This is a genomic window from Aeromonas sp. Y289-2 (genome assembly GCF_027705925.1).
In the GTDB taxonomy this organism is placed as follows: domain Bacteria; phylum Pseudomonadota; class Gammaproteobacteria; order Enterobacterales; family Aeromonadaceae; genus Aeromonas; species Aeromonas veronii.
In genome coordinates, this window is sequence record NZ_JAPDCH010000006.1 from 208,596 (window position 1) to 234,268 (window position 25,673).

24 protein-coding genes are annotated in these 25,673 nt (G+C 56.3%); 7 read left to right on the forward strand and 17 right to left on the reverse strand.

All coding sequences use genetic code 11. The features are described 5' to 3' along the window. Positions 1-155 precede the first annotated feature (155 nt). The 11 genes from OKC43_RS11665 to OKC43_RS11715 form a co-directional block, all read right to left on the reverse strand. Positions 156-2,312, reverse strand: a complete 2,157-nt coding sequence (locus OKC43_RS11665) for a DEAD/DEAH box helicase (RefSeq protein WP_236272266.1) — start codon at positions 2,310-2,312, stop codon at positions 156-158. Next, a complete protein-coding gene (locus OKC43_RS11670) occupies positions 2,309-3,955 on the reverse strand; it encodes a dsDNA nuclease domain-containing protein (protein WP_236272265.1) in 1,647 nt (548 codons plus the stop codon). Before OKC43_RS11670 ends, OKC43_RS11665 begins: the two co-directional genes overlap by 4 nt. A 583-nt stretch (positions 3,956-4,538) precedes the next feature. Next, positions 4,539-6,176, reverse strand: coding sequence for a methyl-accepting chemotaxis protein (locus tag OKC43_RS11675; protein ID WP_236272264.1), 1,638 nt, complete (start codon positions 6,174-6,176; stop codon positions 4,539-4,541). Between the two features lie 276 nt (positions 6,177-6,452). Next, a complete protein-coding gene (locus tag OKC43_RS11680; protein ID WP_005354697.1) occupies positions 6,453-7,313 on the reverse strand; it encodes a TIGR03899 family protein in 861 nt (286 codons plus the stop codon). 104 nt (positions 7,314-7,417) lie between these two features. Continuing rightward, positions 7,418-7,891, reverse strand: a complete 474-nt coding sequence (locus OKC43_RS11685; RefSeq protein ID WP_026034852.1) for a DUF3299 domain-containing protein — start codon at positions 7,889-7,891, stop codon at positions 7,418-7,420. 32 nt (positions 7,892-7,923) lie between these two features. Further along, positions 7,924-9,171 (reverse strand): ABC transporter permease, encoded by a 1,248-nt coding sequence (locus OKC43_RS11690; protein WP_236272263.1) that lies wholly within the window; start codon positions 9,169-9,171, stop codon positions 7,924-7,926. After that, positions 9,165-9,854 (reverse strand): ABC transporter ATP-binding protein, encoded by a 690-nt coding sequence (locus tag OKC43_RS11695; RefSeq protein WP_005335686.1) that lies wholly within the window; start codon positions 9,852-9,854, stop codon positions 9,165-9,167. Before OKC43_RS11695 ends, OKC43_RS11690 begins: the two co-directional genes overlap by 7 nt. Positions 9,855-9,858: 4 nt before the next feature. Continuing rightward, positions 9,859-10,449: a DUF2796 domain-containing protein gene (locus OKC43_RS11700; RefSeq protein ID WP_100652831.1), complete on the reverse strand. Its 591-nt coding sequence runs from the start codon at positions 10,447-10,449 to the stop codon at positions 9,859-9,861. Between the two features lie 31 nt (positions 10,450-10,480). After that, positions 10,481-10,780, reverse strand: coding sequence for a DUF2607 family protein (locus OKC43_RS11705; RefSeq protein ID WP_100645133.1), 300 nt, complete (start codon positions 10,778-10,780; stop codon positions 10,481-10,483). A 44-nt stretch (positions 10,781-10,824) separates the two neighbouring features. Continuing rightward, a complete protein-coding gene (locus OKC43_RS11710) occupies positions 10,825-11,367 on the reverse strand; it encodes a YtfJ family protein (RefSeq protein WP_005343253.1) in 543 nt (180 codons plus the stop codon). Between the two features lie 220 nt (positions 11,368-11,587). Then, positions 11,588-12,478 (reverse strand): hypothetical protein, encoded by an 891-nt coding sequence (locus OKC43_RS11715; protein ID WP_005354684.1) that lies wholly within the window; start codon positions 12,476-12,478, stop codon positions 11,588-11,590. A gap of 139 nt (positions 12,479-12,617) precedes the next feature. On the opposite strand from OKC43_RS11715, the gene OKC43_RS11720 reads away from it, so the two are divergent. Further along, positions 12,618-12,965, forward strand: coding sequence for a hypothetical protein (locus tag OKC43_RS11720; RefSeq protein ID WP_236272262.1), 348 nt, complete (start codon positions 12,618-12,620; stop codon positions 12,963-12,965). Positions 12,966-12,993: 28 nt separating this feature from the next. Here OKC43_RS11720 and ppa read toward each other — a convergent pair whose 3' ends face one another. The 3 genes from ppa to OKC43_RS11735 all read right to left on the reverse strand — a co-directional run bounded on the left by ppa (position 12,994) and on the right by OKC43_RS11735 (position 16,312). Then, entirely contained in the window at positions 12,994-13,524 is a 531-nt protein-coding gene (ppa, locus tag OKC43_RS11725; RefSeq protein WP_005335667.1) for an inorganic diphosphatase, read from the reverse strand. Between the two features lie 216 nt (positions 13,525-13,740). Further along, the gene (locus tag OKC43_RS11730; protein WP_236272261.1) at positions 13,741-15,321 is read right to left on the reverse strand and encodes a DUF3369 domain-containing protein; all 1,581 of its coding nucleotides are present in this window, start codon (positions 15,319-15,321) and stop codon (positions 13,741-13,743) included. A gap of 109 nt (positions 15,322-15,430) precedes the next feature. After that, positions 15,431-16,312 carry a LysR family transcriptional regulator gene (locus OKC43_RS11735; protein WP_107682739.1) on the reverse strand — a complete coding sequence of 294 codons (882 nt, stop codon included), beginning with the start codon at positions 16,310-16,312 and terminating at the stop codon, positions 15,431-15,433. Between the two features lie 158 nt (positions 16,313-16,470). Here OKC43_RS11735 and OKC43_RS11740 point away from each other — a divergent pair, with 158 nt between their 5' ends. Both OKC43_RS11740 and OKC43_RS11745 read left to right on the forward strand, forming a co-directional pair. Beyond that, positions 16,471-16,857, forward strand: coding sequence for a DMT family transporter (locus tag OKC43_RS11740; RefSeq protein ID WP_005335660.1), 387 nt, complete (start codon positions 16,471-16,473; stop codon positions 16,855-16,857). Then, on the forward strand, positions 16,854-17,174 hold the full coding sequence (locus tag OKC43_RS11745) for an SMR family transporter (RefSeq protein WP_005335659.1): 321 nt from the start codon (positions 16,854-16,856) through the stop codon (positions 17,172-17,174). Before OKC43_RS11740 ends, OKC43_RS11745 begins: the two co-directional genes overlap by 4 nt. Positions 17,175-17,252: 78 nt before the next feature. Here OKC43_RS11745 and gloA2 read toward each other — a convergent pair whose 3' ends face one another. The 3 genes from gloA2 to hrpB form a co-directional block, all read right to left on the reverse strand. Next, on the reverse strand, positions 17,253-17,654 hold the full coding sequence (gloA2, locus tag OKC43_RS11750) for an SMU1112c/YaeR family gloxylase I-like metalloprotein (protein ID WP_236272260.1): 402 nt from the start codon (positions 17,652-17,654) through the stop codon (positions 17,253-17,255). A gap of 58 nt (positions 17,655-17,712) precedes the next feature. Then, positions 17,713-20,031 carry a penicillin-binding protein 1B gene (gene mrcB / locus OKC43_RS11755; RefSeq protein ID WP_042052390.1) on the reverse strand — a complete coding sequence of 773 codons (2,319 nt, stop codon included), beginning with the start codon at positions 20,029-20,031 and terminating at the stop codon, positions 17,713-17,715. Between the two features lie 73 nt (positions 20,032-20,104). Beyond that, the gene (hrpB, locus tag OKC43_RS11760) at positions 20,105-22,552 is read right to left on the reverse strand and encodes an ATP-dependent helicase HrpB (protein WP_236272259.1); all 2,448 of its coding nucleotides are present in this window, start codon (positions 22,550-22,552) and stop codon (positions 20,105-20,107) included. Between the two features lie 178 nt (positions 22,553-22,730). Here hrpB and thpR point away from each other — a divergent pair, with 178 nt between their 5' ends. The 4 genes from thpR (at position 22,731) to gluQRS (ending at position 25,602) form a co-directional block, all read left to right on the forward strand. Continuing rightward, positions 22,731-23,273: an RNA 2',3'-cyclic phosphodiesterase gene (gene thpR / locus OKC43_RS11765; RefSeq protein WP_064341702.1), complete on the forward strand. Its 543-nt coding sequence runs from the start codon at positions 22,731-22,733 to the stop codon at positions 23,271-23,273. After that, complete coding sequence (sfsA, locus tag OKC43_RS11770) at positions 23,270-24,013, forward strand: DNA/RNA nuclease SfsA (protein WP_270804014.1); 744 nt, start codon at positions 23,270-23,272, stop codon at positions 24,011-24,013. The genes thpR and sfsA overlap by 4 nt, the downstream gene beginning before the upstream one ends. A gap of 119 nt (positions 24,014-24,132) precedes the next feature. Continuing rightward, positions 24,133-24,582 (forward strand): RNA polymerase-binding protein DksA, encoded by a 450-nt coding sequence (dksA, locus tag OKC43_RS11775; protein WP_005335644.1) that lies wholly within the window; start codon positions 24,133-24,135, stop codon positions 24,580-24,582. Positions 24,583-24,693: 111 nt separating this feature from the next. Further along, complete coding sequence (gene gluQRS, locus OKC43_RS11780) at positions 24,694-25,602, forward strand: tRNA glutamyl-Q(34) synthetase GluQRS (protein WP_236272258.1); 909 nt, start codon at positions 24,694-24,696, stop codon at positions 25,600-25,602. Positions 25,603-25,673: the final 71 nt, after the last annotated feature.

Sequence of the window (25,673 nt, forward strand, 5' to 3'; positions counted from 1 at the left end):
CATTGCCCTCCCTTGTTTAGTTCAGCTATTTATATTGATTATGACAAGCGTTTGAAATATAGATAGAATATCAGTAAATCATTGTACCGCTCACCATGCACAGACCTTATATTTCAGTTGTTATGCATTTTTGAAATAGAATGGTCGAGTTAGCTTCAACTTAATGCTTTTCTTATGAAGTAGCAATCAACAGAGTTAAACGATTTGTAAGTCTTAGCTAGTTTTTTCATCTCTAGGCATAAGTCTTCTATTTCCAGCTCAGACAGCTGTAAAGTTTTAACCTTATCAAGAGTTTCAATAGGCACGCCCATTTCCTCTAATGCGGTGAAGTTTGTTGGTAGGTTTGAGTTTTCAAACTTATGGATTAAATATCCATAATCAGCTTCCTTAGCTATTCCTAAAGAATATAATTCGAAGTTTATTAAATCTTGATACAATGAAAGGGCTCTAGGTATATTGTGCTTGAATATATTCCTGCATATCTTTAGCTCTATATCTATTTTTTTAGATTGCATATCTTCATAGACATTCTTACTTATATAGTCAATTCTTTTTTCTATGTATTCAGAGTGGCTGTTTGCAAATACATACCACATAATTCTATTCTTTAAGTCATCGTTATCATCATAGTGAAGATTAAGTCTCATTAATGAGTGATATTCTACCTTTTTAATTAACTTTGTTATTAAGTCAAAGAAAACTGAATTTGATTTAGCTGGATTTGTCAGTATCCCTAGTTCTTGAGCGGATAGTTCGTTAAGAGCCTCATAGGCTTTTTCAATAACTTCAATGTCATATGATGTATGTGATCTTATGATTTCCATAGGGATATCTGACTTTACAGCATATAAACGTATTCGTTCTTCCGCTATAGAAGATAGGTGTTCATCTTGAATGCCAGCTAGAAGGTTTATTGGAGTGTTATCATCCATATTACCAAGAGGGAGATCTACAATTTTGGGATCGTTTTCATCTTTTGGTAAAGCCTCCAAGCAAAAAACATTACCTATCAAGTGTTGATTCATTCTACCAGCACGACCAGAAATGTTTTTATGTGTAAAATTATCAACAAGGTACTTAGAACGCTTGTTGTCATAAATAATTACATTCTGAGCAACAGTATTTACACCTTCTATAATTGTACTTGTGCAAAGCAAAATTGATATTTTACCTGAGTTAAATAAGTCCAAACTCAACTGTTGTAATGCTCTGGGTAATGTCCCGTGATGTATAGCAATCCCCCGTCTTAGCGCCTTAAAATAAATCCAGTTTTTACTATAGTTTGACTTTATCCACTCGACAATATCTGAAACTACATCCTCGGAAACATAGTAAAATAAATTTTCTATCTCAAGCAATTTTTCGGCAAGATCACTTATGGAGTTCTGAGACATACAATATATAATGGTTTGCCCTTTATATTTCTTAATTATGTCAGTTGTCTTATCTATCTTTTCATCTATGTTTGTTGGTTTTATATTGAAGCAATATAGATTCACAGCCACCGTTTTAAAATCCGTTGGAATGAATATAAAGTCCTTTGAAATGTTTTCTAGACCCCTAACTTCATCAATGTATGGCCCAATTAAATAGAATTGCTTTGAGTTTGTTAGAAGTTTACTCATTGCAATATTAAGTGCTATAGAACGGTTTTTTTCCTCTTTGCCAAATGCAAGCTTGTAAAACTCATCTATGACAAAAAGATCTATGTTCTTTATATCATTCCTCTCATTAACTCGCTCCTGAGTCAATACATATACAGCTTTATTTGAAGAAAGTTCTTGGGTGTTGTGATATATTATTTGATAAGTGTCTTTGAATTTATGTTGAATTCGTCTTCTGGTTTCGTCTATTAGTGCTATTGTAGGGACAACGATAACTATCTTATTAAATTTGCCGGTATATAATATTGAGTCTATGATCGCACTTTTACCCATGCTGGTCGGTGCACTCAATACAACATTCCTCTTTTCAAGAAGATAGTTAAAAACTCTTGCTTGTAATGTATGGAATATAAATCCATCACCATCTTTACTCTTATAAAGATTAATGGCTAGCTCAGTATTTGAATCTATTTTTTTAAAGTATTTGTTGATATAAGGATATAGCCCAGATTTCCTTACCATTTCTAATAATAATTTTTCTCGGTCTGAGAATAAATGTTTTTTGTCCAGAGCTCGTATCACCAATTCACGCCCTAAACTATTGCTTATTGGGTTGGATAGATATTCATTGGTTTTTTTTAAATATCCGAAAGGGGATATTTCATTATTTTCAACCTTGTCAATCAGGGTTGCTATATTTGTATTCATTTCCCCTCCAAGCAGCAGCTGACGGAGTCTATCAATCTTTCTATTTTGGGTACTGGATATAAATAAACTTCGATATTCATTTTTGAATAAAAGGAATTTTGTTCCAATAGTGTTTCAATCAAATCGATGAATTTATTTTTTATTTCAGCGTTCAGTTCATGCTCATACCCATCATCCATATTTGATTTATTACATGTTAAATTGTGTGAGTTAAATCCGATAAAAAATATAAACTTAATTCTATCTAAATGTTCATCCAATGAACTATTAGCATCTAGAATCTCATCTATATCATGAGTAATAAGATATGAATCATCTTTGATTTCTAGGATTTTGTCCTTTTTGGTATCGAAAGACTCTTGTTCTAAAAGAGTTTCGAATTCACTTACTATCCTGTCAATGTCTGCTTTTTCTAATTTTGGTATGAAATAATTAAATCCCATTACTAAAATGTCTGGTGAATGACGATTGATAACGATATGTACATTTGAGAATGTTGTATTTTCATCATCATCTATATGCAAGTGCGCTGGAATTGGTTGACTTTCATATGTAGTACGAATAATTGAGTGTAAGAGAACCTGTGGAATTAATGAAATAAGTTCTTTGCTGCTTTGCAACTTCATTTTTGAGTAGGATGCCAGTTTCTGCTCAAGGTTTGTTGCAGTGTTATCTGCGAGCTCTCTCGGCCGTAAAAGAACCTCTGGTAGCCATTTTTTAATTCCTTTTGCGATCTTGTCATATGTATACATTTGAAGGTGATATTTTCCTTCAACTCCTACACATAACTTTTCTTGGTCATGAGCTCGATAATCTTCTTTCGACTCAAAAAACTTTGAGAGGATAGGGGATTCATTTTGTTTGTAAACCTTGGAGAAATTATAGCTTTCCTTCGAGTAGAAATTTAGCTGTTTTTCAAACCAATCAAGGAAGTCTTCTCTGAAGTACGTCTTTTTATCAGCAGAAGACAACACAATTGATGTTGCACTTTTCTCGATTAAGGCAACAAGTAAATCATTTAATATCTTCTCTGGGTCTGAAGAAGGATTTATTTGTAAACGAAAATCATCAAACGCACTTCTAATGATCATGAGTTTGCATTCTGACTTTATATATTCAACTTGTGCAATATACATCCAAGTCGTGTTATCTAACCAGTATTCGACATCCCTACCATTCGGACTATGAAAATCTTTAACCCTTTTTTTTAGTGATATCAGTAAAGAATTTCTTTTATCTTCATCCTCTCGGTCTTCAAAAGGAATGGTAAGATATTTTAGAGTGCTGTTAACATCTATCGGTGTAACAATTCTAAATCTCGGAGATAAAATATTGGTGTCACAGCTAATAGATTTGTGTAGTATTGAATCTGTATTTTTTATCTGCCTGGTCTTTCCTGTCACTGACTGTTTAGTTACTTTCGTAAGTTCATCTAAGTTCCACTTATTAGTAACATTAGTTGTTTTTACTTGGATATATTCAATGTAGTTTGAATATATAAGATCAATATCATCGCTAACTTCACAGCGAACGGCCTTTAGGTGTTTATCTTTGAGCATGTGTAGAGCTAGGTATGCGGCGATATAATCCTGATAAAGAAAGCCCTTCTTAGCGCCGATACCACCACTGTCATTCTTTTTCATTTTTGTCTCTTTTGATAACTAAATCACTGAGCTATATTTTAGAGGGCATACGATAAACTATGTCACGTTTCAGAATAACTAATAGATAAATGTTGTTGTGTTAATGCTTATAATAAGTCAGCATATTCAAACAATGATAGCAACTAATTTTCATGCCTTATGAATAAGTCAAGAATAAATAATGTTGTGATAGTCATCATTTTTAATAGCGCACGACAGTCTTAACTTGATTATATATATTCAGATAACGCTACCGCCCCTGAATTACAGCTTCCAGTCTGCTGCTTGTTACCTGCGTTTTGGCACTAGCTTGGCTCATGGCTGACTCCTGCAAGAGGTTGCCAAGCGGCTATGTTACCGAACGGGGCTCAGGTGAAAAGCGCAAGCGGGCCGTTTCCTGAGCAAGATCAATAAATTAATCATTAATGGGTTTAAATGTGGTCACTCAACCGCTTGGGCCCATTAGCGCAGAGGGAAATCGGACAGTGAAGCGGGAGTGTCTCCCTCTTGTTGGCGAACACTAAAAAACCCTATGGGCCTGCGGGCCCATAGGGTTTTTCTGCGGTGATTGTTTGGGTGGTGGTTATCTGGCTTGGCGTACCGGCACGGCGCGGGTGGTGGCCACTTCGTAGCGGCTCTGGGTTGCCGGAGCCCCTTTCTGGAACTGGCGCACCAGTCGGTCGAGATCGCTCAACTGATTTACCAGCTGGGTGATGCCGTGCACGGCGTGTTGGCTGCCAACGCTGGAGTCATCAGCCAGAGTCTTGATGCTGAGCACGTTGCGGTTGATCTCGGCGGTGACGTGGAACTGCTCCTGCACCGCCTGGGCAATCTGGCCGCTGCCGGAGGCGACCTGCTGCAGCATATCGTTGATCTGCTGGAGTATGGTGCCGGTCGCCGAGGCTTTTTGCTGGCAGCTCTCGGAGAGTTGGCAGCCCTTCTCCATCGCCTGCTCTGCATCCCCGGCGCTGGTTTGCAGCTCGGTGATCATCTTCTGGATCTCGCTGGTCGAGGATTGGGTCTTGATGGCGAGGGTGCGGATCTCGTCAGCCACCACCGAGAAACCGCGACCTGCTTCGCCAGCCCGGGCCGCTTCGATGGCGGCGTTGAGGGCCAGCAGGTTGGTCTGGTTGGCGATGTTGTTGATCACATCGAGGATGCCATCGATATCGCGGCAGTGGCCGACCAGCGCACTGATCACGCTCTTGGAGGTGGTCAGCTCGCTGTTCATGCCTGCCACGGCAGCCACGGTTTCGGCCACGCTGCTGTTGCCACTTTTGAACAGCACGGCCGTTTCATCCAGCAGGCTGGAGGAGTCAGTCGAGCTTTGTGACACCTCGCGAATGGACTCCGACATTTCGGTCACGGCGGTCGCTACCTGATTGGTTTCGGCCTGCTGTTGTTGCAGGTTGTCGGTGATGGATTCGGCGTTGCGCAGATCCCCCTCGGCGGCCTGCAGGATCTTGCTGCAAGTCTGCTGGGTGCGGGCCAGCACGGCGTTGAACTCGGCCTGATTCATCACCATCGAGAGTTCGATGGCGGCGATGTTGTCCACCTTGCTGGTGTAGAGCAGCTGCATCAGCGGGTTGTCAAAGCGGCTGCGGGCCATCTTGTTGAGCTTGCCGAGGCGACGGGAGAGGGCATTCAGGGTGATGGCCGCTATCGCCAGCGGCAGGGCGACCATCGCCAGTTGCCAGTTCATGTCGTGGTTGTAGCCAAGCGCAAACATGGCGAGCAGGCTCAGCAGCAGGCAGAGGTTGATGGTCAGGGTATGGGAGAAGGTGGGCAACTTGAGCGCCAGCGGCAGCTTGTTGTTGCGAAGGTCGGCATAGACCTTCTCGGCCCGCTGTTTGATCGCCTCGCTCGGGGCGGTGCGCACCGACTGATACTCCACCACCCGGCCGCTGGCATCCTTGATGGGGGTGACAAAGGCGCTGACCCAGTAGTGATCGCCACTCTTGCAGCGGTTCTTCACCGGCCCCATCCAGCTCTTGCCTTCGCGGATATGGTTCCACAGATCGGCAAAGGCCTGTCTCGGCATGTCAGGATGGCGTACCAGATTGTGGTGTTCCCCCACCAGCTCGTCGAGCTGGAAGCCTGCAATCTCGCAGAACTCATCGTTGGCGTAGGTGATGCGGCTCTCCAGATCCGTGGTGGAGATCAGGCTCTGGTGGTCTGGATAGAGACGTTCTCTTTGGGTAACCGGTTGATTGATTCTCATGGCCTTGCTCCCGAGCTGTGATGGTTAAATTTTGATCTGCATCAAGACATGTGCAAAGGGCGGGCCAGCTGGCAAAAGCTAATGATTGATGTGTTATTAGTGCCATTTTGGCAGGAAAAGATCGTTGTTATTTGCAATATGCAACGGAGCTGACGGGGTGTGCCTCTGCGGCATCTGCAATTTGCAACCTATTCTGGTCAAGCCCATAAGCTGGGAGCCAGCAGCTTGATGCGAAGGAACCACGAACCGACGGGGCATCCGCTGCCCCGCCAGAGCTCAGGGGAGAGGGTCGGGAGCGGGTGAGGAGGGGGGGCTGACGAGCTGCATCACTTCAATCTGGATACCCTGCACCAGCACGGTTTTCAGATCCTGCAGGTACTCCTCCAGCGGCGACTCTTGCAGCAGCTGGGCGAGCTCGTTGCCCACCGGGGTGAGGCGGTAGTAGAGCAGGGTGATGTTGTTCTGCTTGCACTGCAGCCGCCAGCGCTGGTTGCCGAACTCCAGCTCGACCCCATCGGCGGGCAGCGGGCCGGACTCCAGCTCCGCGCGATGCAGCAGCCCCAGCTCGAACAGTTGCAGCAGGGCATTGTATGGCAGTCGGTATTTGCCAAGGCCAAGGCGCGTTGCCTTGGCGCGACTCAGCAGGGTGGCCCCCTTGTGCAGCCCCAGCAGCAGTCGCTGCTCGTCGCTGCCGGTATAGTGGCAGGTTAGCGAACAGATGCGCTGGAACAGCTGGGCCTCGCGCTGGGTCATCTCTTTGAGGGTGGCGAGCGCCCGGATGGAGAAGCGGCCCGGGGTGGCGACTTCCAGCGCGAAGATCCGCCCCCACAGCTGCTGCATCGGCACCATGCTGATATCTTCTGCCAGTTGCAGGAAGCGGGTCAGCCAGTCGCTGTCCATCTCGCCGCCAGCCGCGGTCTCTTCGCAGTGGCGGGAGGCCATCACCATGATGGCTTCCAGATTGCGCTGGCGGGCGGCCTGATCCGCCAGATGGCGAAAGGTGGCGCGCTGTTCGAAGGTGCTGTCGGTATTGCGGGTGAGCATGCCGTCGATACCGCGACTGCGGGCCAGACGCAGGGTCTGCTCCTGGCTGCTCAGGATCGAACTCTCTTTTTTCGGGGGGGGGAGGTCTGCCATGCTGACTCCATTCGCACAGGTTCTGGAGCTGAATGTTACTCCAACCGGGATGCCAAGATAACAAAGCGGCCTCCGTGGAGGCCGCTTTTTTTGCAACGGGAGTATTACTCCTCGTAGACGCTCACCTCGACTGCTTCCATCGAATAGGAGGCGGTGGCCATCTCGTGGCTGGAGCTGACAGTGCGCATCTTGCCCTTCACCCAGATGGCATCCCACAGATCATCCACCGGCGCACCCTTGGGGTAGCTCACATAGATCACCTGATTGGTGGGGGGCGGCGGCACATGGATGCAGGCGCCGAAGTAGGGCACCAGCAGGAAGGCGGTGATCTTCTTGGCATCCCCTTCCAGTGGCACCACGAAGCCCGGAATGCGCACATCCTGGTTGTCCAGCTTCTTGTTTACCCCACCCACCGGTTGCGGAACCGACATGGGATCTTCGTGATTGACCTGGGGCGGTGGCAGCAGTTTCTCCCCTTCCGGGATGAGCACATCCCAGTCGATGGTCTTGTAATCGGCGGCCAGGGCGGGCAGTACCAGCAGGCTGGCGAGCAGCGCCACAATTTTCCACTTCATCATCTGTCCTTCTGTTTCTATTTTTGGGCGTCTCGCTAGACGCGAATGCTCATACCATCGCTCAGGCTGTAGCGGTAAGCGCGGGCAGCAGGGAGCAGGCCGATCATCATGCCTGCCAGCCACACTACCCCCAGCAACTGCCACTCGTAGGTGCTCGGCAGCCCCAGACTCAGTTGCAGGCCATAGTGGCTGAGCAGCCAGGGCGAGGCAAGCCCCTGCCCCAGATAGAGCACGGCGACCCCGAGAGCGATGCCGACCGTGGTCAGCGCCATGGCCTCCAGCGCCAGCAGCAGGAACAGGTGGGCAGGGCCCGCGCCGAGGGATCGCAAGATGGCGAGCTCCCGGCGCCGCTCGTTAAGCCCCGCCAGCAGGGTAGTCAGCATGCCGATAAGGCCCGCTACCACCACAAAACCGGCGATGACCGAGAGGGCCGTTTCCGCCACGCTCATCAGGCTCCACAGCTCCTGCAGGGCGGCCCCCGGCAGGATCGCCATCAGCGGCTCTTTGGGATAGGTGTTGACGCTGCGTTGCAGTTGGAACGCCAGGATCCGGTTGCTCAGCCCCACCATAAAGGCGGTGATGGTTTTCGGGGTGAGATCCTGCGCCAGCGCCTGCTCCGGCGTCACGTTCTTGCTGTGGCGGCCGGTGTCCCAACCGAGATGGATCGCCTCGATCCCCGCCAGCGGCACATGGATGGTGCGATCGATGGGCGTGCCGGTCGGCGCCAGAATACCCACCACCTTGAACGGCAGATTGTCGTGCTGGCTGAACGAGGTGTTGCCAGCGCCGTGGGCGATGACAATGGATTGGTCAAGGTGATAGCCGAGCTTCTCGGCCACCTGGGCGCCGAGCACAGCTTCAAACGGCGTCTCGAATGGCCGCCCCTCGCGCAGTTGCAGCGACTGCTGCTGACCGTACTTCAGGTGAGTGAAGTAGTCGCCATTGGTGCCGAGCACCCGAAATCCCTTGTGGGAGTCACCAAGGGAAAGCGGGATGGTCCAGGCGACGCCCGGTTTCTGCTTGATGGCCTGATAGGAGTCCCACCCCACGTTGTTGGTGGGGTTGCCGATGCGAAACACCGAGTAGAGCAGCAGGTTCACCTGACCGGAGCGGGCACCGACGATGAGATCGGTTCCCGAGACGGTGTTGGAGAAGCTTTCGCGGGCCTGGGTGCGCACCCGCTCCACCCCGAGCAGCAGGGTGACGCTGATGGCGACGGCCAGCAGGGTGAGCCCGGCGGTAAGGCGGCGGGCCCAGAGACTTTGCAGGGCGAGCTTTAGCATGATGCCCTCCGGTTGAGCTGTTGCAGGTTTTCGACCCGCGGGAACAGGGGTTCGAGATAAGGGTCGTGACTGACGAAGATCAGGGTCGAGCCCTGCTTGTCGCACTCCTCGAACAGCAGCTTGATAAAGGCGGCCCGGTTGTCGGTATCGAGGGCCGAGGTGGGCTCGTCGGCGATCACCAGTGGCGGCGAGCCGATCAGCGCCCGTGCGGCAGCAACCCGCTGCTGCTGGCCGATGCTGAGGGCGTGGACGGGGCGATGCAGTGCGTCATCCGGCAGTTGCAGCTCCGCCAGCAGACGGCGCGCCTCCTGCTCCGGACTCCCTTGCAAGCGGGCCCGTTTGGCGGGCGAGAAGGTGAGGGCAGCAGTCACGTTGTCCTGCACCGAGAGAAAAGGCAGCAGATTGAACTGCTGGAAGATATAACCCAGATTGGCCGCCCGGAAGTGGTCACGGGCACGGCCAGAGAGCCGGGCCAATGGTTGGCCCAGCACCTCCAGGGTGCCGTGGTTGGCGGTCTGGATCCCGGCCAGCAACCCGAGCAGGGTCGACTTGCCAGAGCCCGACGGGCCCTTGATAAAGACCCGCTCACCCTCGCGGATGGTGAGGGCGGGCAGATCGAGTACAGCGTCGCCACCTGGCCAGGCAAAGGCCAGATCGCGGATCTCAACCACGGCTTTTTTCATGGCGTTACCAGCTCAGCTTGTTGGCGGACGGGGTCAGCTCGCCAGCGGTCTGGCCGGTGGGCAGGATCCCCTGCACGCTCAGCTTCTCAAGGCTCGGATAGACGCTGAACAGGGTCGCCTCAAGGCCGGTCAGTTTGGCCGGGGTGGCGCAGGTGTAGGTGTACATGGCGCCCATATCGGCGTGACCCGCTTCGTCATGATCATGGTGGTCTTCATGTTTGTCGCTGGCAGCCTTGTCATGGTCATGGTCATGGTCATGGTCGTGATCATGCTCTTCTTTGGCTGCTTGCAGCTCCTGCTGGGTCAGTTTGCAGCCTGCGGCCGGGTCGAAGCGGAACAGGGCGTCAGGCTGCTGGAGGCGGGCGACCGCTTTGGCGTATTGCGCCTTCTCTTCATCGCTCTTGGCCGCGTGCTCGAAGCCCACCAGATCGGCAGCAGGGGCCTGCAGCTCGATCATCAGCTGGTCGCCATCGACCACCAGATTGAGGTGGCCGTGGCCATGCTCGTGGGCGCCATGGCTGTGGCTCTCGTGTTCGTCGTGATTTGCGTGTGCGCCAAAGGCCGCAGCGGCCAGCAACAGAGTAACTGCTTTCATCTTTAATCCTTTTTCAAAACAAATAGCGAAATTAAACAAAGGGATAGAGAAAAGCAGAGGCGGGCGGCGCACGGATGGCATAGCTGTGAAGCGTGGCGGTATCTGCCGAGCGTTGCATGGTTGCAACTGCGGGCAGAACAGAGGTCGAACCGGGGAAACAATAGGGGGTGGCGGTGATGACCTGTTTGCCATCCAGATGGAGGGCGCAAACCAGGCAGTGATGGTCGTCGTGGCCGGGCAGGGCAGATTCAAACTGGTGCCGGGCAAGGGCAGGCTGCAGCCATAACCAGCCCAGCAGCAAGATCCAGATTTTCAGCTTGATACGACCCATAAACCCTTATGGAAAGGGCGCCATCAGCGCCCTTTCTCTCTGACTTAGAGATGGGACTTGATGAGCCCCATCACGGTAGCAATGTTGTTGGCATCGAGCTGGCCATCTTTGGCAAACAGCACCTTGCCCTCTTTATCCAGCAGGATGATCGCCGAGCTTTCCGGCGTCAGATCCCAGGCGTTGCGCGCCATGCCCTTGGCATCCAGCACCATGGCGGACCAGGGGAACTCTTTCTTGCTGTCCTCGGCACTGCTCTTCACGAAGCCGGAGGTGCCCCAGATGGCGTCATTGCTGTTGATGACGGTAACGGTCTGGTACTTGTCTTGCGGCAACTTGGCGGCCTTGATCGCCTCGATCATCGGGGCGTTCAGCTCCTTGGCACTGGAGCGACCTGCAATATGCTGGATCAGAAACACCTTGCCGGTGAGCGAGGTGCTCTGCCACGGCTGGTAGCCGATATCCTTGCCGTTCAGTACCAGCTCACCCTTGTCGCTGACATTGACCAGCGGAACCGGGTTGCCATCCTTGAAGTTGTGAGCAAAGACCAGAGATGGCAGCAGCGCCAAAGTAAGTACGAGATGTTTCATCCTGATGACACTCCATTTGTTATGTTATAACGAGTTTCGGATTGAGGGAATGGGCGAGCTTCATCCTAAACTGATCGGATCTGTTTAAAAAGTGTTAAATAAGATCGCAATTCAGAAGCGTCGGCGCCCCGCCAGTCAGGGGGTTGGCTGGCAAGGGCGGCTAGGATGGCATGACATCGATAAAAATCAATGAATTGGCTGCTGGTCTGAGCTGTCTGCGTCAGTAGAGCGATTCGCTGATGAGGGGGATCTTGGCCATGGTCATCTGCTGGGCCAGCAGGGACGAGCCGGTCAGCAGCACATGGCGCTGATTGTTGATCACCACCACATCACCGGGTACGCCACTGTCTGCCGTAATGGCCAGCCAGGCAGGGGAGACGCTGCCGATGCTGATATCCGGATAGATGATGCTGAGCACATATTGCGGGGCCAGCTCCGCCAGCAGGCTGGCCATCAGCAGCGCCTTCTCGTCGCTGTCGGCCTTGTTATCCTGCAACGCCTGCAGCGGCGGCGCGAAGTGATCCAGCTGCTCCGGTTGGGTGGGGATGGCGTTCAGCCACTCCTGCAGCAGGCTTACGCTGGTGGCGAGATCCTTGGCCGCAAACTGCTGCGCCAGTGGCTTGAGGTGCCCTTTGAAGTGGTAGAAGAGCTGGGAGTAATCGGGTCGCACGCAAGGCAGTTTGCGATTGGCCGGATGGACGCAGGGGATCACCCTCATCTGGTAGAAGGCATCCTCCTGATACTGCTGGTAGGCTTGCCAGAACAGCAGCGACTCCATGCTGTCGTCCCGCAGGGTGAAGGCCTGCTCCAGATTGCGAAATTTGGTAGCGGTCTCTGGGCTGCTCTGGTTGATCAGGTTGATGCTGTTGTAGAGCCGCGGGCTGATGTAGGCGTAAAGGGTCTCCAGCGGATTGGTGAGGGAAGCCTTTAGCAGGCTCATCTCGTGGCGACTGGCGGCCATCACCTGGTCGTCGGTGGTCAGCTGGAAGTGCTTGCGCTGGCCATCGGTGGATTGCCACTGCCAGCTCATGTTGATCTCGCTGGCGTTGCTTGTGGCGCCAAGGGTGGTGCTGAGAGTGAGGCTGAGCAACAGCGCGGGGGTCAGCTTCATGGTGGTGCTTCCTGCCGTGGACGATAATTAACAACTAGGTGAGCCGGCACCACTTTGGTGATGTTTCGTTTTGTGATCTGGATAACAGATTGATGTGACTTTTAATTTAATTGTGAAATTAAGTCACTCTGGAGGGGTTATGAAGCCTTGGATCATAGTGCTGTTTGGGCTGCTCAGCCTGCCAGCCATGGCGGGTCAGGTGATCGTCAACAAGGGGATGTCCACTGCGGATACCTTTGCCCTGCGTGATCAGCTGGCACGCGAGCACGAATGGCAGGAGTGGCTGCGCTACCAGCAGGCCATCAAGTGGCTGGAGGTGTTGCCGGTCAACTGCGAGCTGATGAGCCAGCCGGGCGGCGGCTATCGCTGTGGCGGTGATTACTATCGTCCCTACCAGAAAGATGGCTGTGAAATATACATTCAGGGCAATCCTGCCGGAGATGCGGCCGGTCAGCTGCCGCAAACACCGACAAAAAAGGCGCCATAAGGCGCCTTTTTTACAAACCGGGTGACGCTTACTTGGCAGCGTAACGCTCGGCAGAGGTCTTGATCTCGGCTTCGGCAGCGGCCTTGTCGCCCCAACCTTCCACCTTGACCCATTTGCCCGCTTCCAGCTCTTTGTAGCGCTCGAAGAAGTGCTGGATCTGGGCTTTCAGCAGTTCCGGCAGATCGTTCACATCCTGGATGTGGTCGTACTGCTTGGTCAGCTTGGAGTGCGGTACGGCAACGATCTTGGCATCTTCGCCAGATTCGTCGGTCATCTTCAGCACGCCAACCGGACGGCAGCGAATGACGGAACCGGCCAGCAGCGGGTAGGGGGTCGGAACCAGTACGTCGACGGGGTCACCATCCAGAGAGAGAGTCGCGTTCACGTAGCCGTAGTTGCACGGATAGAACATCGGGGTAGACATGAAGCGATCGACGAAAATAGCACCGCTGTCCTTGTCGACTTCGTATTTGATCGGGTCGGCATTCTGCGGGATTTCGATGATGACATAGATATCGTCGGGCAGGCTCTTGCCGGCCGGTACCAGGTTCAGGCTCATGATAATTCCTTCGTTGTTAGTATCAGGTTTGCAGGCCGATATTATAGCGATGTGATGTTAAATGACCATATTTCAGCGGATATCGCTAACAAAGAAGGGGGATGTTTCCGCTTTGCGGCACTTTGATGTGTGCGGGATGCAACAAAACGGCTGTTTTGATGCCCTGCCGCTGACCTTGGTCACCGGCAGGGCATGTGGAGTTGCGAGCAAAGGGGGTCAGAGCGAGTAGGGGAGTCTCGATTCGTTGACCAGTCGCGACAGGGCTGTCACTACATGAGGGTCAAACTGGGTGCCGGAGCGGGACTGGATATACTCCATGGTCTGCGCCAGCGTCCAGGGCTCCTTGTAGGGGCGCTTGCTGAGCAGGGCATCGAATACATCGACTACCGCCACAATCCGCGCCGACAGCGGGATCTGCTGACCAGCCAACTGCTGCGGGTAGCCCTTGCCATCGAAGTGCTCATGGTGGCCCCGAGCGATTTCGGCGCCGAGAGAGAGGTAGCTGGTTCCCTCCACCATTTCGCCCGCCTTGTGCAGGATATTGGCGCCGATACCTGCGTGCTGCTCCATGATGGCCCGCTCCTCCGGGTCGAAACGGCCGGGCTTGTGCAGGATATGATCCGGGGTGCCCACCTTGCCCACATCGTGCAGGATGGAGGCCATGCCGATCATCTCGACAAACTCCGGGGTCAGCTGCTCGGGATAGGCCGACATCTGCCTCAACTCTGCCACGATGGCATCCGAGAGTTTCTGCACCCGCAAGACATGCTCGCCGGTATCGGAGTCGCGAAACTCCGCCAGCGCCGCCAGCGCCACCACGGTGGCCTCCTGCGCGCGCAGCAACTGGTTGTAGAGATAGAGGTTGTCGTAGGCCGCCGAGATGCGCTGACAGAAGACATCCAGCAGATCGCATTCGAGGGGATCGAGGGGCTGGGTCGGGGTAAAACTCAGCACGAACTCGCGACCATTCTGGGCGGCGATATAGAGGGAGTCCTGCGGGTGTTCAAAGCGGTTGCTGCGCGCCGCCAGTGCCTTCAGAACCGAGTCATTGAGGGTGGGAAAGTCGGTGATCTTGCCATCATCCAGCAGAGTCTCGTAGTCGCCGGTGGCGGCGAGGATCTCCAGCCCCTGTTCGCCGGGACGGCGCTCGGCGCAGATAGCCCCTTCGGTGCCCACATCGAGAATGGCGCTGATCTGTTTCAGCACGCCGGAGGCAAACTCTTTGAGTGAATGAAGATGGTAGAGATCGCCCGCCCCTTCGAGAATTTTGCCGAGCCCCTGCCGACTCTTGTCGATGGCACTGAGGGTTTCGTATGAACGCAGGGATGCGATGACAGTGGTGTAGAGCTTTTGTACCGTCAGTTCGGTCTTGGTCTTGTAGTCATTGATGTCGTAATCGAGGATCACCCGCTGCTCGGGGGCTTGGCCGGGTTGGCCGGTACGCAGCACGATCCGTACCAGCGAGTTGTGCATTTCGTTGCGGATCCGGTGCACCAGCCGCAGACCTGCGTCTTCGGTCTCCATCACCACATCGAGCAGGATCAGCGCAATCCTGGGATTGGCCTCCAGCATGCGGCCAGCCTCGGCGCCGCTGTAGGCATTGAGCAGCTCCAGCGGGCGGGATTTGTAGTGAATGTTGGAGAGGGCCAGGCGGGTGGCATGATGGATATCCGGCTCATCATCCACGATCAGCACTTGCCATGGGTTGAGTGCCTTGGGGACCACGACCTCCTCATCATCGAGTTCGATGATGTCGTCGTCCAGCAAGATATCGTCCTTGTCTTGGGCACTGCTCATATCGGTTACGCCTCCGGCGCTCAATGAGTATGTGAACAGTATGCACGATCACATCCGCTCGGATCATCAGGATAAGTAGATATCGTGAGCTGGCTCCGCCTCTTTATCGCTACTCGAAAGGTTCCAGATACCCCTGGATCGACTTCTTCAACCAGGCCAACACCTTGCCGTGATAGGCGTTTTCCGCCAGATAGACCCCGTAATCTCGCCACTGCAGGCTGAACTTGTGTTTCAGGGTCAGCAGGGAGCCTTGTCGCAGCTGGCTCTGGATCAGTGGCGAGGGGAGCACCGCCCAGCCCAGTCCGTCCAGCACCGCATTGCGCATCAACTCGAAGCTGGAGAGACCGATATGCTGGCCTCCCACAGGTAGCAGGCTTTTTACCGAAAATTCATCTACATACGAGAGGGTAACCTGGGTGTGATCGGTCAGATCCTGCTGTTTGACCCGCTTCAGTCCGGCCAGCGGATGGCTGGGAGCCACCACCATCAGGGTGCGGATCGGGTTGAGCACGTCGATATTGAGGCCGCTGCGTTCCTGATCCTCGGTGATAAGGCCAAAGGCGGCATCGACGAATCCCTCTTCCACCAGCGCCGGCAGTTCAGGCGGAGATGCAAGCACCAGCGAGATACTGGTACCGGGAAACTGATTGTGCAGGCTGGTCAGCATCTCGCGCCACACCGGCTCGGGAATCGCGTCATCGCGGGCAACCCGCAGCGCCACTTCGGCCCCCGAGGCGTAATGTTTGCACTTCTGCTGCAGGCTGTTGGCTGCCTGTAGCAGGCGAGTGCAATCATCAAGCACCAGCTCGCCGATCTCGGTCAGCCGACTCTGATTGGCACCTCGTTCAAAAAGTTCGACGCCAAGCTCAACTTCCAGCGCCGCGATGGCGGTGCTGACGGCGCTGCGGCTTTTGCCGAGGCGACGGGCGGTGTTGGCAATAGAGCCGCTATTGGCTGACTCTACAAAGAGTTCTATCTGATATAGCTTCATGTTTTACAGGCTGTGGCGGAGTTTTTCACCATCACCTTAGCGTGCCGAACCAAGGCAAGGCAAACCTGTGGCGTCGGAATAATCGACGCTGAGCGATTGTCGCGAGTTGCTTCTCCCCGTTTACCATCTCTCCCGTCGAAGCAACAAAGGCATCTTATATGTTATTAAGTCGTATGTTTCTGGCCCGGCTGTTTTTGACCGGCGCCATCGTGACCGAGGTCGCCGGTACCTCCAGCATGGCCATGATCCCCGAGCAGGGGGCTGGCTGGATGAATTACATCCCGATGTGGCTGTTGATCGGTTTCTCGTACTGGTTGCTGGCGAAAGCCGCCAAAACAATCTCCATTGGTATTGCGTTTGCGCTCTGGGAGGGGCTCGGGATCACCTTGATCACCATAGTGTCGGTCATGTTCCTTGGTTACGATGTGACCGTTCAGGAGCTGATTGGCCTGGCTCTCGCGATAGTGGGGATTGTTATGGTGACCATGGGGGAGACCCATGATGAGCCCGCAGACAAGTCAGTAGAAGCGGAGGCCACAGCATGAGTCCGTTTGTGATTGTACTGGGGGCCGCACTGATCGATATCGGCGCCAACATGGCCATCAACCGCTCCAAGGGTTTTCGTTACAAGGGGTGGGGATTCCTGGGGATCATGCTGGTACTCGGCGCCTTTACCCTGCTCTCGGAAGCGGTAAGTGGCGGCCAGATTGACCTGGCTGTTGCCTACGCCACCTGGGGGGCTATCGGCATCGTCGGTACGGCGCTGGGCGGTTTGCTCTTCTTCGGTGAGCGGCTCAAGCCCATCGGTTGGGCTGGCATGATGGTGATGGCGCTGGCTGTCGTTATGCTGACTACCGCTTGATGACCTGAAGCAATAACAAAAGCCGCCCGGTAGCAACCGGGCGGCTTTTGTTTGGCTGATTGCTTGGTCGATGCAGGCTCAGCGCGGCGCTTCGTAGAGCTCCAGCGGCAGGCCGTCGGGGTCGGCGAAGAAGGTAAAGCGCTTGCCGGTCAGCTCGTCCACCCGCACGGGCTCTACCTCGACCCGATGGGTCAGCAGGTGGGCGATGACCCGGTCAAGATCGCTGACCCTAAAGGCGAGATGGCGCAGGCCACACGCCTCGGGGCGGGAGGGGCGCTCGGGAGGCGAGGGGAAGCTGAACAGCTCCAGCTGGCTGCCGTCCGGCAGGGCCAGATCCAGTTTCCACGACTGGCGCGCCTCGCGCAGGGTCTCGGCGATGATGGGCAGCCTCAGCACCTCGTGGTAGAAGTGGCGCGAGCGTGGGTAATCGCTGGCGATGATGGCCACATGGTGGATGGCGTCAAACAGCGGAAAGGTCATGGTGTTTCCTTGTCAGCAGCATAGTGAACGGGCACCCTGCGCTGCCCGTGTCGTTGATCTAGTTGAAGAAACCGCCGAACCAGTCATCCAGCGCACTGCGTGGCGTCGCACTGCTGGCGCAACCGGCCGGGGAGCCCATGGTGGAGGCTTTGGCCGGCACCTGCAGGCTGCCTGGGCAGTCGCTGGTGACGCGGGTGCCGCTGGCGCGGGAGAAGTTGGCCCAGGTGACCCCTTCCGGCATCTTCAGCCCCAGACTGTTGACGCCGCGCTGGCTCATGTAGCCGCTAAAGAGCTGCAGAGCACCGCTGGCACCGGTCAAACCTGCCGGGGTGTTGTCGTCGCGACCGACCCAGATACTGACCAGCTCGTTGTTGTCCATCCCGGCAAACCAGGAGTCGCGCAGCTCGTTAGTAGTGCCTGTCTTGGCCGCCATGGTGGCGCCGGGGAACTTGGCACTGAGGGCGCGGGCCGTGCCCTGACTCACCGTCTTGGTCATGGCGAACAGGGTCAGCCAGCTTGCTTGCTGGTCGGTGACCCGCTTGGCGGTCTGATCATGCTGATAGAGCAGGCTGCCATCTCCGTTCACCACGGCGCGAATGGCCGACAGCGGCTGGGTCAGTCCCTGATTGGCGATGGGCAGATACATCTGGTTCACCTCCAGCGGGGAGAGGGCCACCGCCCCCAGTACCAGCGACGGATAGGGCTGGATCTCCTGCTGGACTCCCAGCTTGTGCAGGGTGTCGACTACCTTCTCCAGCCCCACCTGCAGACCCAGATTGACGGTCGGCACGTTGAGGGAGCTGGCCAGCGCATCCATTAGCGGCACGCTCTGGCGGAACTTGCGATCGTAGTTTTGCGGCGTCCAGACCTGACCATCCTGACCGCGAATGCGGATCGGCTGATCTTTGAGCGGGGTCGCCAGGGTCAGGCCGTTGGAGAGGCCGGTGAGGTAGACCGCCGGTTTCACCAGCGAGCCGATCTGGCGGCGGGCATCCAGCGCTCGGTTGAACCCGGCGTAGCGGGGATCGCGGCCACCCACCAGCGCCACCACTTCGCCCTTATGCCAGTCGGAGACCACCATGGCCGCCTCCAGCTTCTTCTTGCCGCGCAGTTTTTCGATATCGGCGAGGCCCGATTCGACCGCTCGCTCGGCCGCATGCTGGGCGATGGGGTCGAGGCTGGTGAAGATCTTGAGGCCGGACTGCTTGAGCAGATCGGCGCCGAAGCGGCTCTGGATCTCCCGCTTGAGCAGTCCCATAAAGGCCGGGGTACGGCCATAACTCATCTGGCCGCGAGCGATGATGCCGAGGGGCTGACGGCTGGCCAGTTCATACTCGGCTTGGGTCAGGCTGCCGTGATCCATCAGCAGCTTCAGCACCAGATCACGGCGGGTCTTGGCCCGCTCCGGGAAGCGCCATGGGTCGTAATAGGAGGGGCCTTTCACCAGCCCGACCAGCAGAGCGACCTGATCGATATCCAGCTCGTTGACCGGAATGCCGAAGTAGAAGTAGGAGGCGAGGCCGAAACCATAGACCCCTTGCGAGAAGTTCTGCCCCAGATAGACCTCGTTGAGGTAGGACTCGAGGATCTCGTCCTTGCTGTAGCGATAGTCGATCAGCACCGCCATATAGGCTTCCTGCAGTTTTCGCCACAGGCTGCGCTCACGGGTCAGGAAGAAGTTTTTGGCCAGCTGCTGGGTCAGGGTACTGCCCCCCTGCACGGTACGACCCGCGATCAGGTTGGCGAACATGGCGCGCATGATGGCCACCGGCGAGACGCCGCCATGCTGGTAGAAGTCGCGATCTTCGGTGGTGAGCAGGGTCACCAGCAGGCTGTCGGGCACCTCGGCGATGCGCACCAGCAGGCGATCTTCCCGATCTTCGGTATTGAGGCGATCGAGCAGCACCGGGTCCATCTGGGCGTAACCGAGCTGGCGCTGGTTCTCCAGCGACTGGATCCCCTCAAGGCGCGGGCCGTTGAAGGTGAGGCGCAGGCCGCGGGCTCCATCGGCGCCATCATAGAATTCGAACGGACGGCGAATCAGCTCGATGCGGTTGCCGTTGATGGTGTATTCACCCGGCGTGTGAGGCTGGCGCACCTGCTTGTAGCTCAGCATGTTGAGCTCGCGCAGCATCTGGTCCCGCGACAGGCGCTGGCTGGGGTAGAGCTCCAGCGGGCGGCTGTAGACCATCACCGGCAGCTGCCACTTCTCGCCATCGAAGCGCTCGCGCACCTTGGTATCGAGGTAGATGCCAAACACCACCATAAAGGCCGCCACCACCAGGGAGAGCTTGAAGCCAAGCCAGAACAGCTTGCGCCAGATGGTGCGTTTGGGCGCTGCCTTTTTGGGGGCACGCTTGCGTCGTTGGGTTGCCATAAATCCTCTTTGCTTTCCTTTCTACTTGTTATGTCGCATTCGCGAACGTCCGAGCGGGATTAACTCGCCGAACCTAGATGCCCATCTTCTTTTTGGTGACTTTGGTCGGCATCGCTTCCAGCGGATTATCCGGCCAGTAGTGGCGGGGATAGCGCCCCTTCATCTCTTTCTTCACCTGTTCGTAGGAGCCAGCCCAAAAGGCGGCCAGATCGGCGGTGATCTGCAGCGGTCGCTGGGCGGGGGAGAGCAGCTCCACCACCAGCGGTACCCGGCCATCGGCCACGCAGGGGGTCGAACCTTGCCCGAACATCTCCTGAATGCGCACCGGGATCACCGGTGCCTGCCCCGGTTGATAGCGGATCCGCACCCGGCTGCCGGTCGGTGCCGCAAAGTGGCTCGGCAGCGCCTCGTCGAGCCGTTTGGGCAACGGCCAGGGCAGGGATTGGCGCAAGATGTCGCTCATATTGAGCTTTTTCAACTGCTCCAGCCGGGTCATGCCGCTCACTGCTGGCAGTAGCCACTGTTCCAGCGTGGCAAGCAAACTTTCCTCATCCATCGCGGGCCACCCCTCATCGGGCAGCCAGTCGCGGGCACAGCGCAGACGGGCCAGCAGCCCTTCGCTGCTCTCGTCCCACGGCAGCACATGCAGCCCCTTGCGGCGAATGCCTTGCAGCAGGCAGCGTCCTTTCTGCTCGTCGGAGAGTTCGGTCAGCGGTCGCTGGCTCAGCACCAGCTCACCGATCACCTGCTGGCGCTCGGCGCGCACCCGCTCTTCCCGCTCATCCCAGTCGAACCACTGCCGTTCGCTCACCAGCTCCGGCAGCAGACGCGCCAGCTCATCCAGCTCTATCGGTTCGGCGATAAAGATACGGCTGCCGCGATCGTTCTGCCCCATCTCGATGGCGATAAGGGCCCCTTGTCCCTGACAGGGATGACCTTCTACCAGATCGCAGCTCACCCCACCACTGAGTTGATAGCGACTGCCGCTACGCAGTTTGCCGATGCGATCCGGCCAGGCGAGAGCACAGAGCAGCCCCAGCCACTGACCCTGCGCATTGGCAGGGCGCACGCCAAGCCGTTCAAACCAGCGGGCCGCGCTCTGGCGCAGGGCGTTTTGACGGCGGTGGAACAGCACAGAGAGGCGCTCCGATCCTCGCAGATCTTCTTCCTGCAACGCCACCAGATAAGCGGCATCGGCGACAATCCCTGTCAGACCCTCTGACTCCAGCTCGCGGGCGCGCAGCAGCATACGGGCGAGGCGAGGGTGGGTACCGAAGGCCGCCATGGCACGGCCAGCGGCAGTGAGTTGCTGCTCACCCTCCGGCTTCATGGCGCCAAGGGCAATCAGCAGCCGCTGGGCGCAGGCCACCGCGGCGGCGGGGGGCATGTCCAGCAGTGGCAGATCTTCCACCTTTGCCCCCCACTGGGCGGCATCTATCAGCAGGCCGGTCAACTCCTGAGTGAGGATGTCTGGCGGGCTCTGCTCGGCGAGCCGCTCCTGCACCTCGCTGCTCCAGAGCCGGTAGCAGATACCGGGGCCGAGGCGACCGGCGCGACCGGCCCGCTGGGTGGCGGAGGATTTGGCTATCTGGCGGGTCTCCAGTCGGGTGACGCCGCTTTTCAGATCAAAGGAAGCCCGTCGTTCCAGCCCGCTGTCGATCACCACCGAAATCCCTTCGATGGTGAGGGAGGTCTCCGCCACATTGGTGGTGAGCACCAGCTTACGGCGGCCCGCAGGCGCTGGTTCGATGGCTGCCTGCTGCGCCGCCATGTCGAGGCGGCCGTAGAGGGGGGCGAGGGTCACGTCGTCCGGCAGTTTATCTGCCAACCATTGTGCCAACCGCTCGATCTCACCCTGCCCGGGCAGAAAGACCAGCAGGCTGCCGCGGTGGGCGGCCAGCGCTTCGAGTACCACGGCGCCGGCCTGCGGCTCCAGCCACTGCTGGCGATTGGCGGGGCGGTAGTGGTAGTCGATGGGGAAACCGCGCCCCTCGGAGCGAACCACAGGGGCATCCGGCAACAAGGTCTCGAGTGCCATGCCATCCAGGGTTGCGGACATCACCAGTAGCTTGAGGTCATCGCGTAATCCCTGCTGGCTCTCGATGACGAAGGCCAATGCGGTATCGGCGTGCAGACTGCGTTCGTGGAACTCATCGAAGATGACCAGCGAGACGCCATTCAGCTCAGGGTCTTGCTGCAACATCCGGGTCAGCACCCCTTCGGTGACGATCTCGAGCCGGGTCGCTGGGCTGGTGCGGCTCTCACCGCGTACCCGCAGGCCGATGCGCTCGCCCACCTTCTCCCCCAGCTGACGGGCCAGAAAAGTGGCGATATTGCGCGCAGCCAGGCGCCTTGGTTCCAGCATGATGATGCGGCCGGGAAGCCGGTTCTGGCGCACCAGCTCCAGCGGCAGCAGGGTCGATTTGCCCGCGCCGGGGGGCGCCTGCAGGATCACGCTGGTGTGGCTGTCGAGGGCGGCAAAGAGTTCGGGCAATACCGAAACGATGGGGAGCTGGGACAAAGCGATGAGCACCTTCTGTGGCAACCGGTAAAACGGCGCCTATTCTGCCACAGCCACCCGTGCCACCGTGAGTGGATGTGCGGAGATGACCACTCGGGCGGGAGGGTGGCGAGACATGGCCGAATGGCTGCCATAGAATGGGCCCATCCAATGAGCGTGAAAAAGGCATTATCACCACATGGCCAAACTCTTTTTTGCCCTGCCCGTCAAGGAGCTCGCCCCCGAGCTCATCGCCTGGCGCGATCAGCAGCCCTGGCCCGGTCAGCCGGTGCCGCAAGCCAACCTCCACCTGACCCTGGCCTTTCTGGGGGAGGCTGACGAGTTGACCACCCGGCGCCTGATCGCCGCCGTGGAGCGTCAGCACTGTCCGCCGCTCTCCATCAGGCTGGATGAGACCGGCTGGTTCAGCCGGGCCAAAGCCGCCTGGATTGGCCCGAAGGAGTGGCCCAACGAGCTGACCGTGCTGGCAAAGGCGCTGCGCCGCCACGGTGAGAAGCTGCGCCTTGGCAATGGCGAGCAGGGTTATCGCCCCCATGTCACCCTGTCGCGCAAGGCGGTTGAGGCACCGGCCATCCAGCCTGCTCCCAATTTTCTGCTGCAGGCCGATGAGTTCTGCCTCTATCAATCCATCTCGACTCCGGACGGGGTGCGCTATGAGCCGCTTGCCTGCTGGCCGCTGCGTGCCCGGGTAAAAGAAGATGCGCGGAGGGCTAACCCGTGATCTTTGATCCCCCCCTGCAATCGGGCCAGCTGGTGACCCGCTACAAGCGCTTTCTGACCGATGTGCAACTCGATAACGGCGAGGTCATCACTATCCACTGCGCCAATACCGGTGCCATGACCGGTTGTGCCGATCCGGGCACCCGGGTCTGGTACTCCACCTCCGATAACCCCAAGCGCAAGCTGCCCAACAGCTGGGAGATCGCCGAGAGCCCGGCGGGCCACTTTATCTGCGTCAACACGGCGCGCGCCAACCAGATTGCCCGGGAGCTGATCGAGCAGGAGGCCATTGCTCCGCTGGCGGGTTACAGCCGGTTGCGCACCGAGGTGAAGTATGGCGAAGAGAACAGTCGCATCGATCTGTTGCTGGAAGATGACGAAAAGGGCAATTGTTACATCGAGGTAAAATCGGTCACCCTGCTCGACGAGCGTGAACATCCGGGGATGGGTTACTTCCCCGATGCGGTCACCGCCCGTGGTGCCAAGCACTTGCGCGAGTTGATGGCCATGAAAGCGGCAGGCCACAGGGCCGTGCTGCTCTTTATGGTGTTGCACTCCGGAATAAGCCGGATGCGCCCTGCAACCCATATAGATCCGCACTATAGTCTGCTAATTGAGCAGGCAATCGCGGCGGGGGTTGAAATTTTATGCTATCGGCCCCATGTTGGGGTGCAAGGCATGGTGGCTCAAGGGTTTATCCCGTTTGAATCTGGTCACCTGTTACCCGAGGGGAGTGCATAAATATTGGAGTGGGTAACATTATTGGTACGGCTCGTTTGCTTACCCGTTACCCTTCTGCTATAGATGTCGCCCTCAATTTATGGATGGCACGGGTAGCGTGCTGAATTAGGAGACAGGGCATGCCAACAGGCGAAAACAGGAAATCTCTGGGCCCCCTGGCCATTGCGGGTGTCGCGCCTTACCAGGAAAAGCCGGGTGAGGAGTACATGAATGACCAACAAAAGGCGCATTTTCGCAAGATCCTGGGTGCCTGGCGCAACCAACTGATGCAGGAAGTTGATCGTACCGTCGACCATATGAAAGACGAGGCTGCCAACTTCCCGGATCCCGTGGATCGTGCCGCGCAAGAAGAAGAGTTCGCTCTTGAACTGCGTACCCGCGACCGTGAACGCAAGCTGATCAAGAAGATCGAGAAGACCTTGCAGCTGCTTGAAGACGATGATTTCGGTTACTGCGAACACTGCGGTATCGAGATCGGTATCCGTCGTCTGGAAGCCCGTCCGACTGCCGACCTCTGTGTCGATTGCAAGACGCTGGCCGAGATCAAGGAAAAACAGATGGCCGGTTGAGCCCGACCCTCTGGTATATGAAAAAGGGAGCTCGCGGGCTCCCTTTTTTATTGAGCTTTTGGCGGTCGCGCCCCAGAATGCAGCCTCAATGAATCGCTTACCCGAATAGTCATGCCAGTGAATTCCCCGTCCTCACCTCTTGTGCGCCCCTATGTCGGCCGCTTTGCCCCCTCACCCTCAGGCCCGCTTCATTTCGGTTCGCTGATCGCCGCCCTCGGCAGCTTTTTGCAGGCCAGAGCGCAGCAGGGACGCTGGCTGGTGCGCATCGAAGATATCGATCCGCCGCGGGAAATGGCAGGGGCAGCGACCCTGATCCTCAAGACTCTTGAGGCATATGGCCTCGAGTGGGATGGGGAGGTGATGTTCCAGAGTGCGCGCCACCGCCGTTATGACGAGATCATCGACCAGCTCTATCGGGCGGGGGACCTCTACTGGTGCCGCTGCACCCGGCGCGAAATCATGGCCGCGGGCGGTCTTTACAGCGGCCACTGCCGCACCTTGGGGCTGACGGCAGAGGGATCTGCCGCCCGCTTGCGCCAGCACCATCCGATCTACCACTTCGACGATCGGTTGCAGGGCCATATTGCGGTCCCGGCGGCGCTCGCCGAGGAGGATTTTATTATCCGTCGCCGCGACGGGCTCTACGCCTACAACCTGGCGGTGGTGGTGGATGATATGGACAGCGGTATCACCGAGATAGTGCGCGGCGCCGATCTGCTGGAGCCCACGGTGCGCCAGATTGCCCTTTATCAGACCCTGGGGGCTCCGGTGCCCGACTGGGTGCACCTGCCGCTGGCGGTGCTGGCAGATGGCAACAAGCTCTCCAAGCAGAACCATGCGCCGGCACTGGCGCTTGATGAGGTGCGACCGGCCCTGTGGCAGGCACTGCACTTCCTCGGCCAGTGCCCGCCGCCCGAGCTGATGGCGAGCCGGATCGACGAGATCATCGGGTGGGGCATCGCCAACTGGCAGCTAGAACGGGTGCCAGCCAGCGAGAGAATCCCGCTGGACCTTGAGTAAAAAGAGCCGGTTTTCGTGTAATAAGGCGTGAGCTGGGCGCTGATAGACCGCTATTTTCGCTGGCAGACGGT

Excerpts from the sequence above, each read along its gene's own strand:
- OKC43_RS11665 (WP_236272266.1), bottom strand. The coding sequence starts at position 2,312 with ATGAATACAAATATAGCAACCCTGATTGACAAGGTTGAAAATAATGAA.
- OKC43_RS11670 (WP_236272265.1), bottom strand. The coding sequence starts at position 3,955 with ATGAAAAAGAATGACAGTGGTGGTATCGGCGCTAAGAAGGGCTTTCTT.
- OKC43_RS11675 (WP_236272264.1), bottom strand. The coding sequence starts at position 6,176 with ATGAGAATCAATCAACCGGTTACCCAAAGAGAACGTCTCTATCCAGAC.
- OKC43_RS11680 (WP_005354697.1), bottom strand. The coding sequence starts at position 7,313 with ATGGCAGACCTCCCCCCCCCGAAAAAAGAGAGTTCGATCCTGAGCAGC.
- OKC43_RS11685 (WP_026034852.1), bottom strand. The coding sequence starts at position 7,891 with ATGATGAAGTGGAAAATTGTGGCGCTGCTCGCCAGCCTGCTGGTACTG.
- OKC43_RS11690 (WP_236272263.1), bottom strand. The coding sequence starts at position 9,171 with ATGCTAAAGCTCGCCCTGCAAAGTCTCTGGGCCCGCCGCCTTACCGCC.
- OKC43_RS11695 (WP_005335686.1), bottom strand. The coding sequence starts at position 9,854 with ATGAAAAAAGCCGTGGTTGAGATCCGCGATCTGGCCTTTGCCTGGCCA.
- OKC43_RS11700 (WP_100652831.1), bottom strand. The coding sequence starts at position 10,449 with ATGAAAGCAGTTACTCTGTTGCTGGCCGCTGCGGCCTTTGGCGCACAC.
- OKC43_RS11705 (WP_100645133.1), bottom strand. The coding sequence starts at position 10,780 with ATGGGTCGTATCAAGCTGAAAATCTGGATCTTGCTGCTGGGCTGGTTA.
- OKC43_RS11710 (WP_005343253.1), bottom strand. The coding sequence starts at position 11,367 with ATGAAACATCTCGTACTTACTTTGGCGCTGCTGCCATCTCTGGTCTTT.
- OKC43_RS11715 (WP_005354684.1), bottom strand. The coding sequence starts at position 12,478 with ATGAAGCTGACCCCCGCGCTGTTGCTCAGCCTCACTCTCAGCACCACC.
- OKC43_RS11720 (WP_236272262.1), top strand. The coding sequence starts at position 12,618 with ATGAAGCCTTGGATCATAGTGCTGTTTGGGCTGCTCAGCCTGCCAGCC.
- ppa (WP_005335667.1), bottom strand. The coding sequence starts at position 13,524 with ATGAGCCTGAACCTGGTACCGGCCGGCAAGAGCCTGCCCGACGATATC.
- OKC43_RS11730 (WP_236272261.1), bottom strand. The coding sequence starts at position 15,321 with ATGAGCAGTGCCCAAGACAAGGACGATATCTTGCTGGACGACGACATC.
- OKC43_RS11735 (WP_107682739.1), bottom strand. The coding sequence starts at position 16,312 with ATGAAGCTATATCAGATAGAACTCTTTGTAGAGTCAGCCAATAGCGGC.
- OKC43_RS11740 (WP_005335660.1), top strand. The coding sequence starts at position 16,471 with ATGTTATTAAGTCGTATGTTTCTGGCCCGGCTGTTTTTGACCGGCGCC.
- OKC43_RS11745 (WP_005335659.1), top strand. The coding sequence starts at position 16,854 with ATGAGTCCGTTTGTGATTGTACTGGGGGCCGCACTGATCGATATCGGC.
- gloA2 (WP_236272260.1), bottom strand. The coding sequence starts at position 17,654 with ATGACCTTTCCGCTGTTTGACGCCATCCACCATGTGGCCATCATCGCC.
- mrcB (WP_042052390.1), bottom strand. The coding sequence starts at position 20,031 with ATGGCAACCCAACGACGCAAGCGTGCCCCCAAAAAGGCAGCGCCCAAA.
- thpR (WP_064341702.1), top strand. The coding sequence starts at position 22,731 with ATGGCCAAACTCTTTTTTGCCCTGCCCGTCAAGGAGCTCGCCCCCGAG.
- dksA (WP_005335644.1), top strand. The coding sequence starts at position 24,133 with ATGCCAACAGGCGAAAACAGGAAATCTCTGGGCCCCCTGGCCATTGCG.
- gluQRS (WP_236272258.1), top strand. The coding sequence starts at position 24,694 with ATGCCAGTGAATTCCCCGTCCTCACCTCTTGTGCGCCCCTATGTCGGC.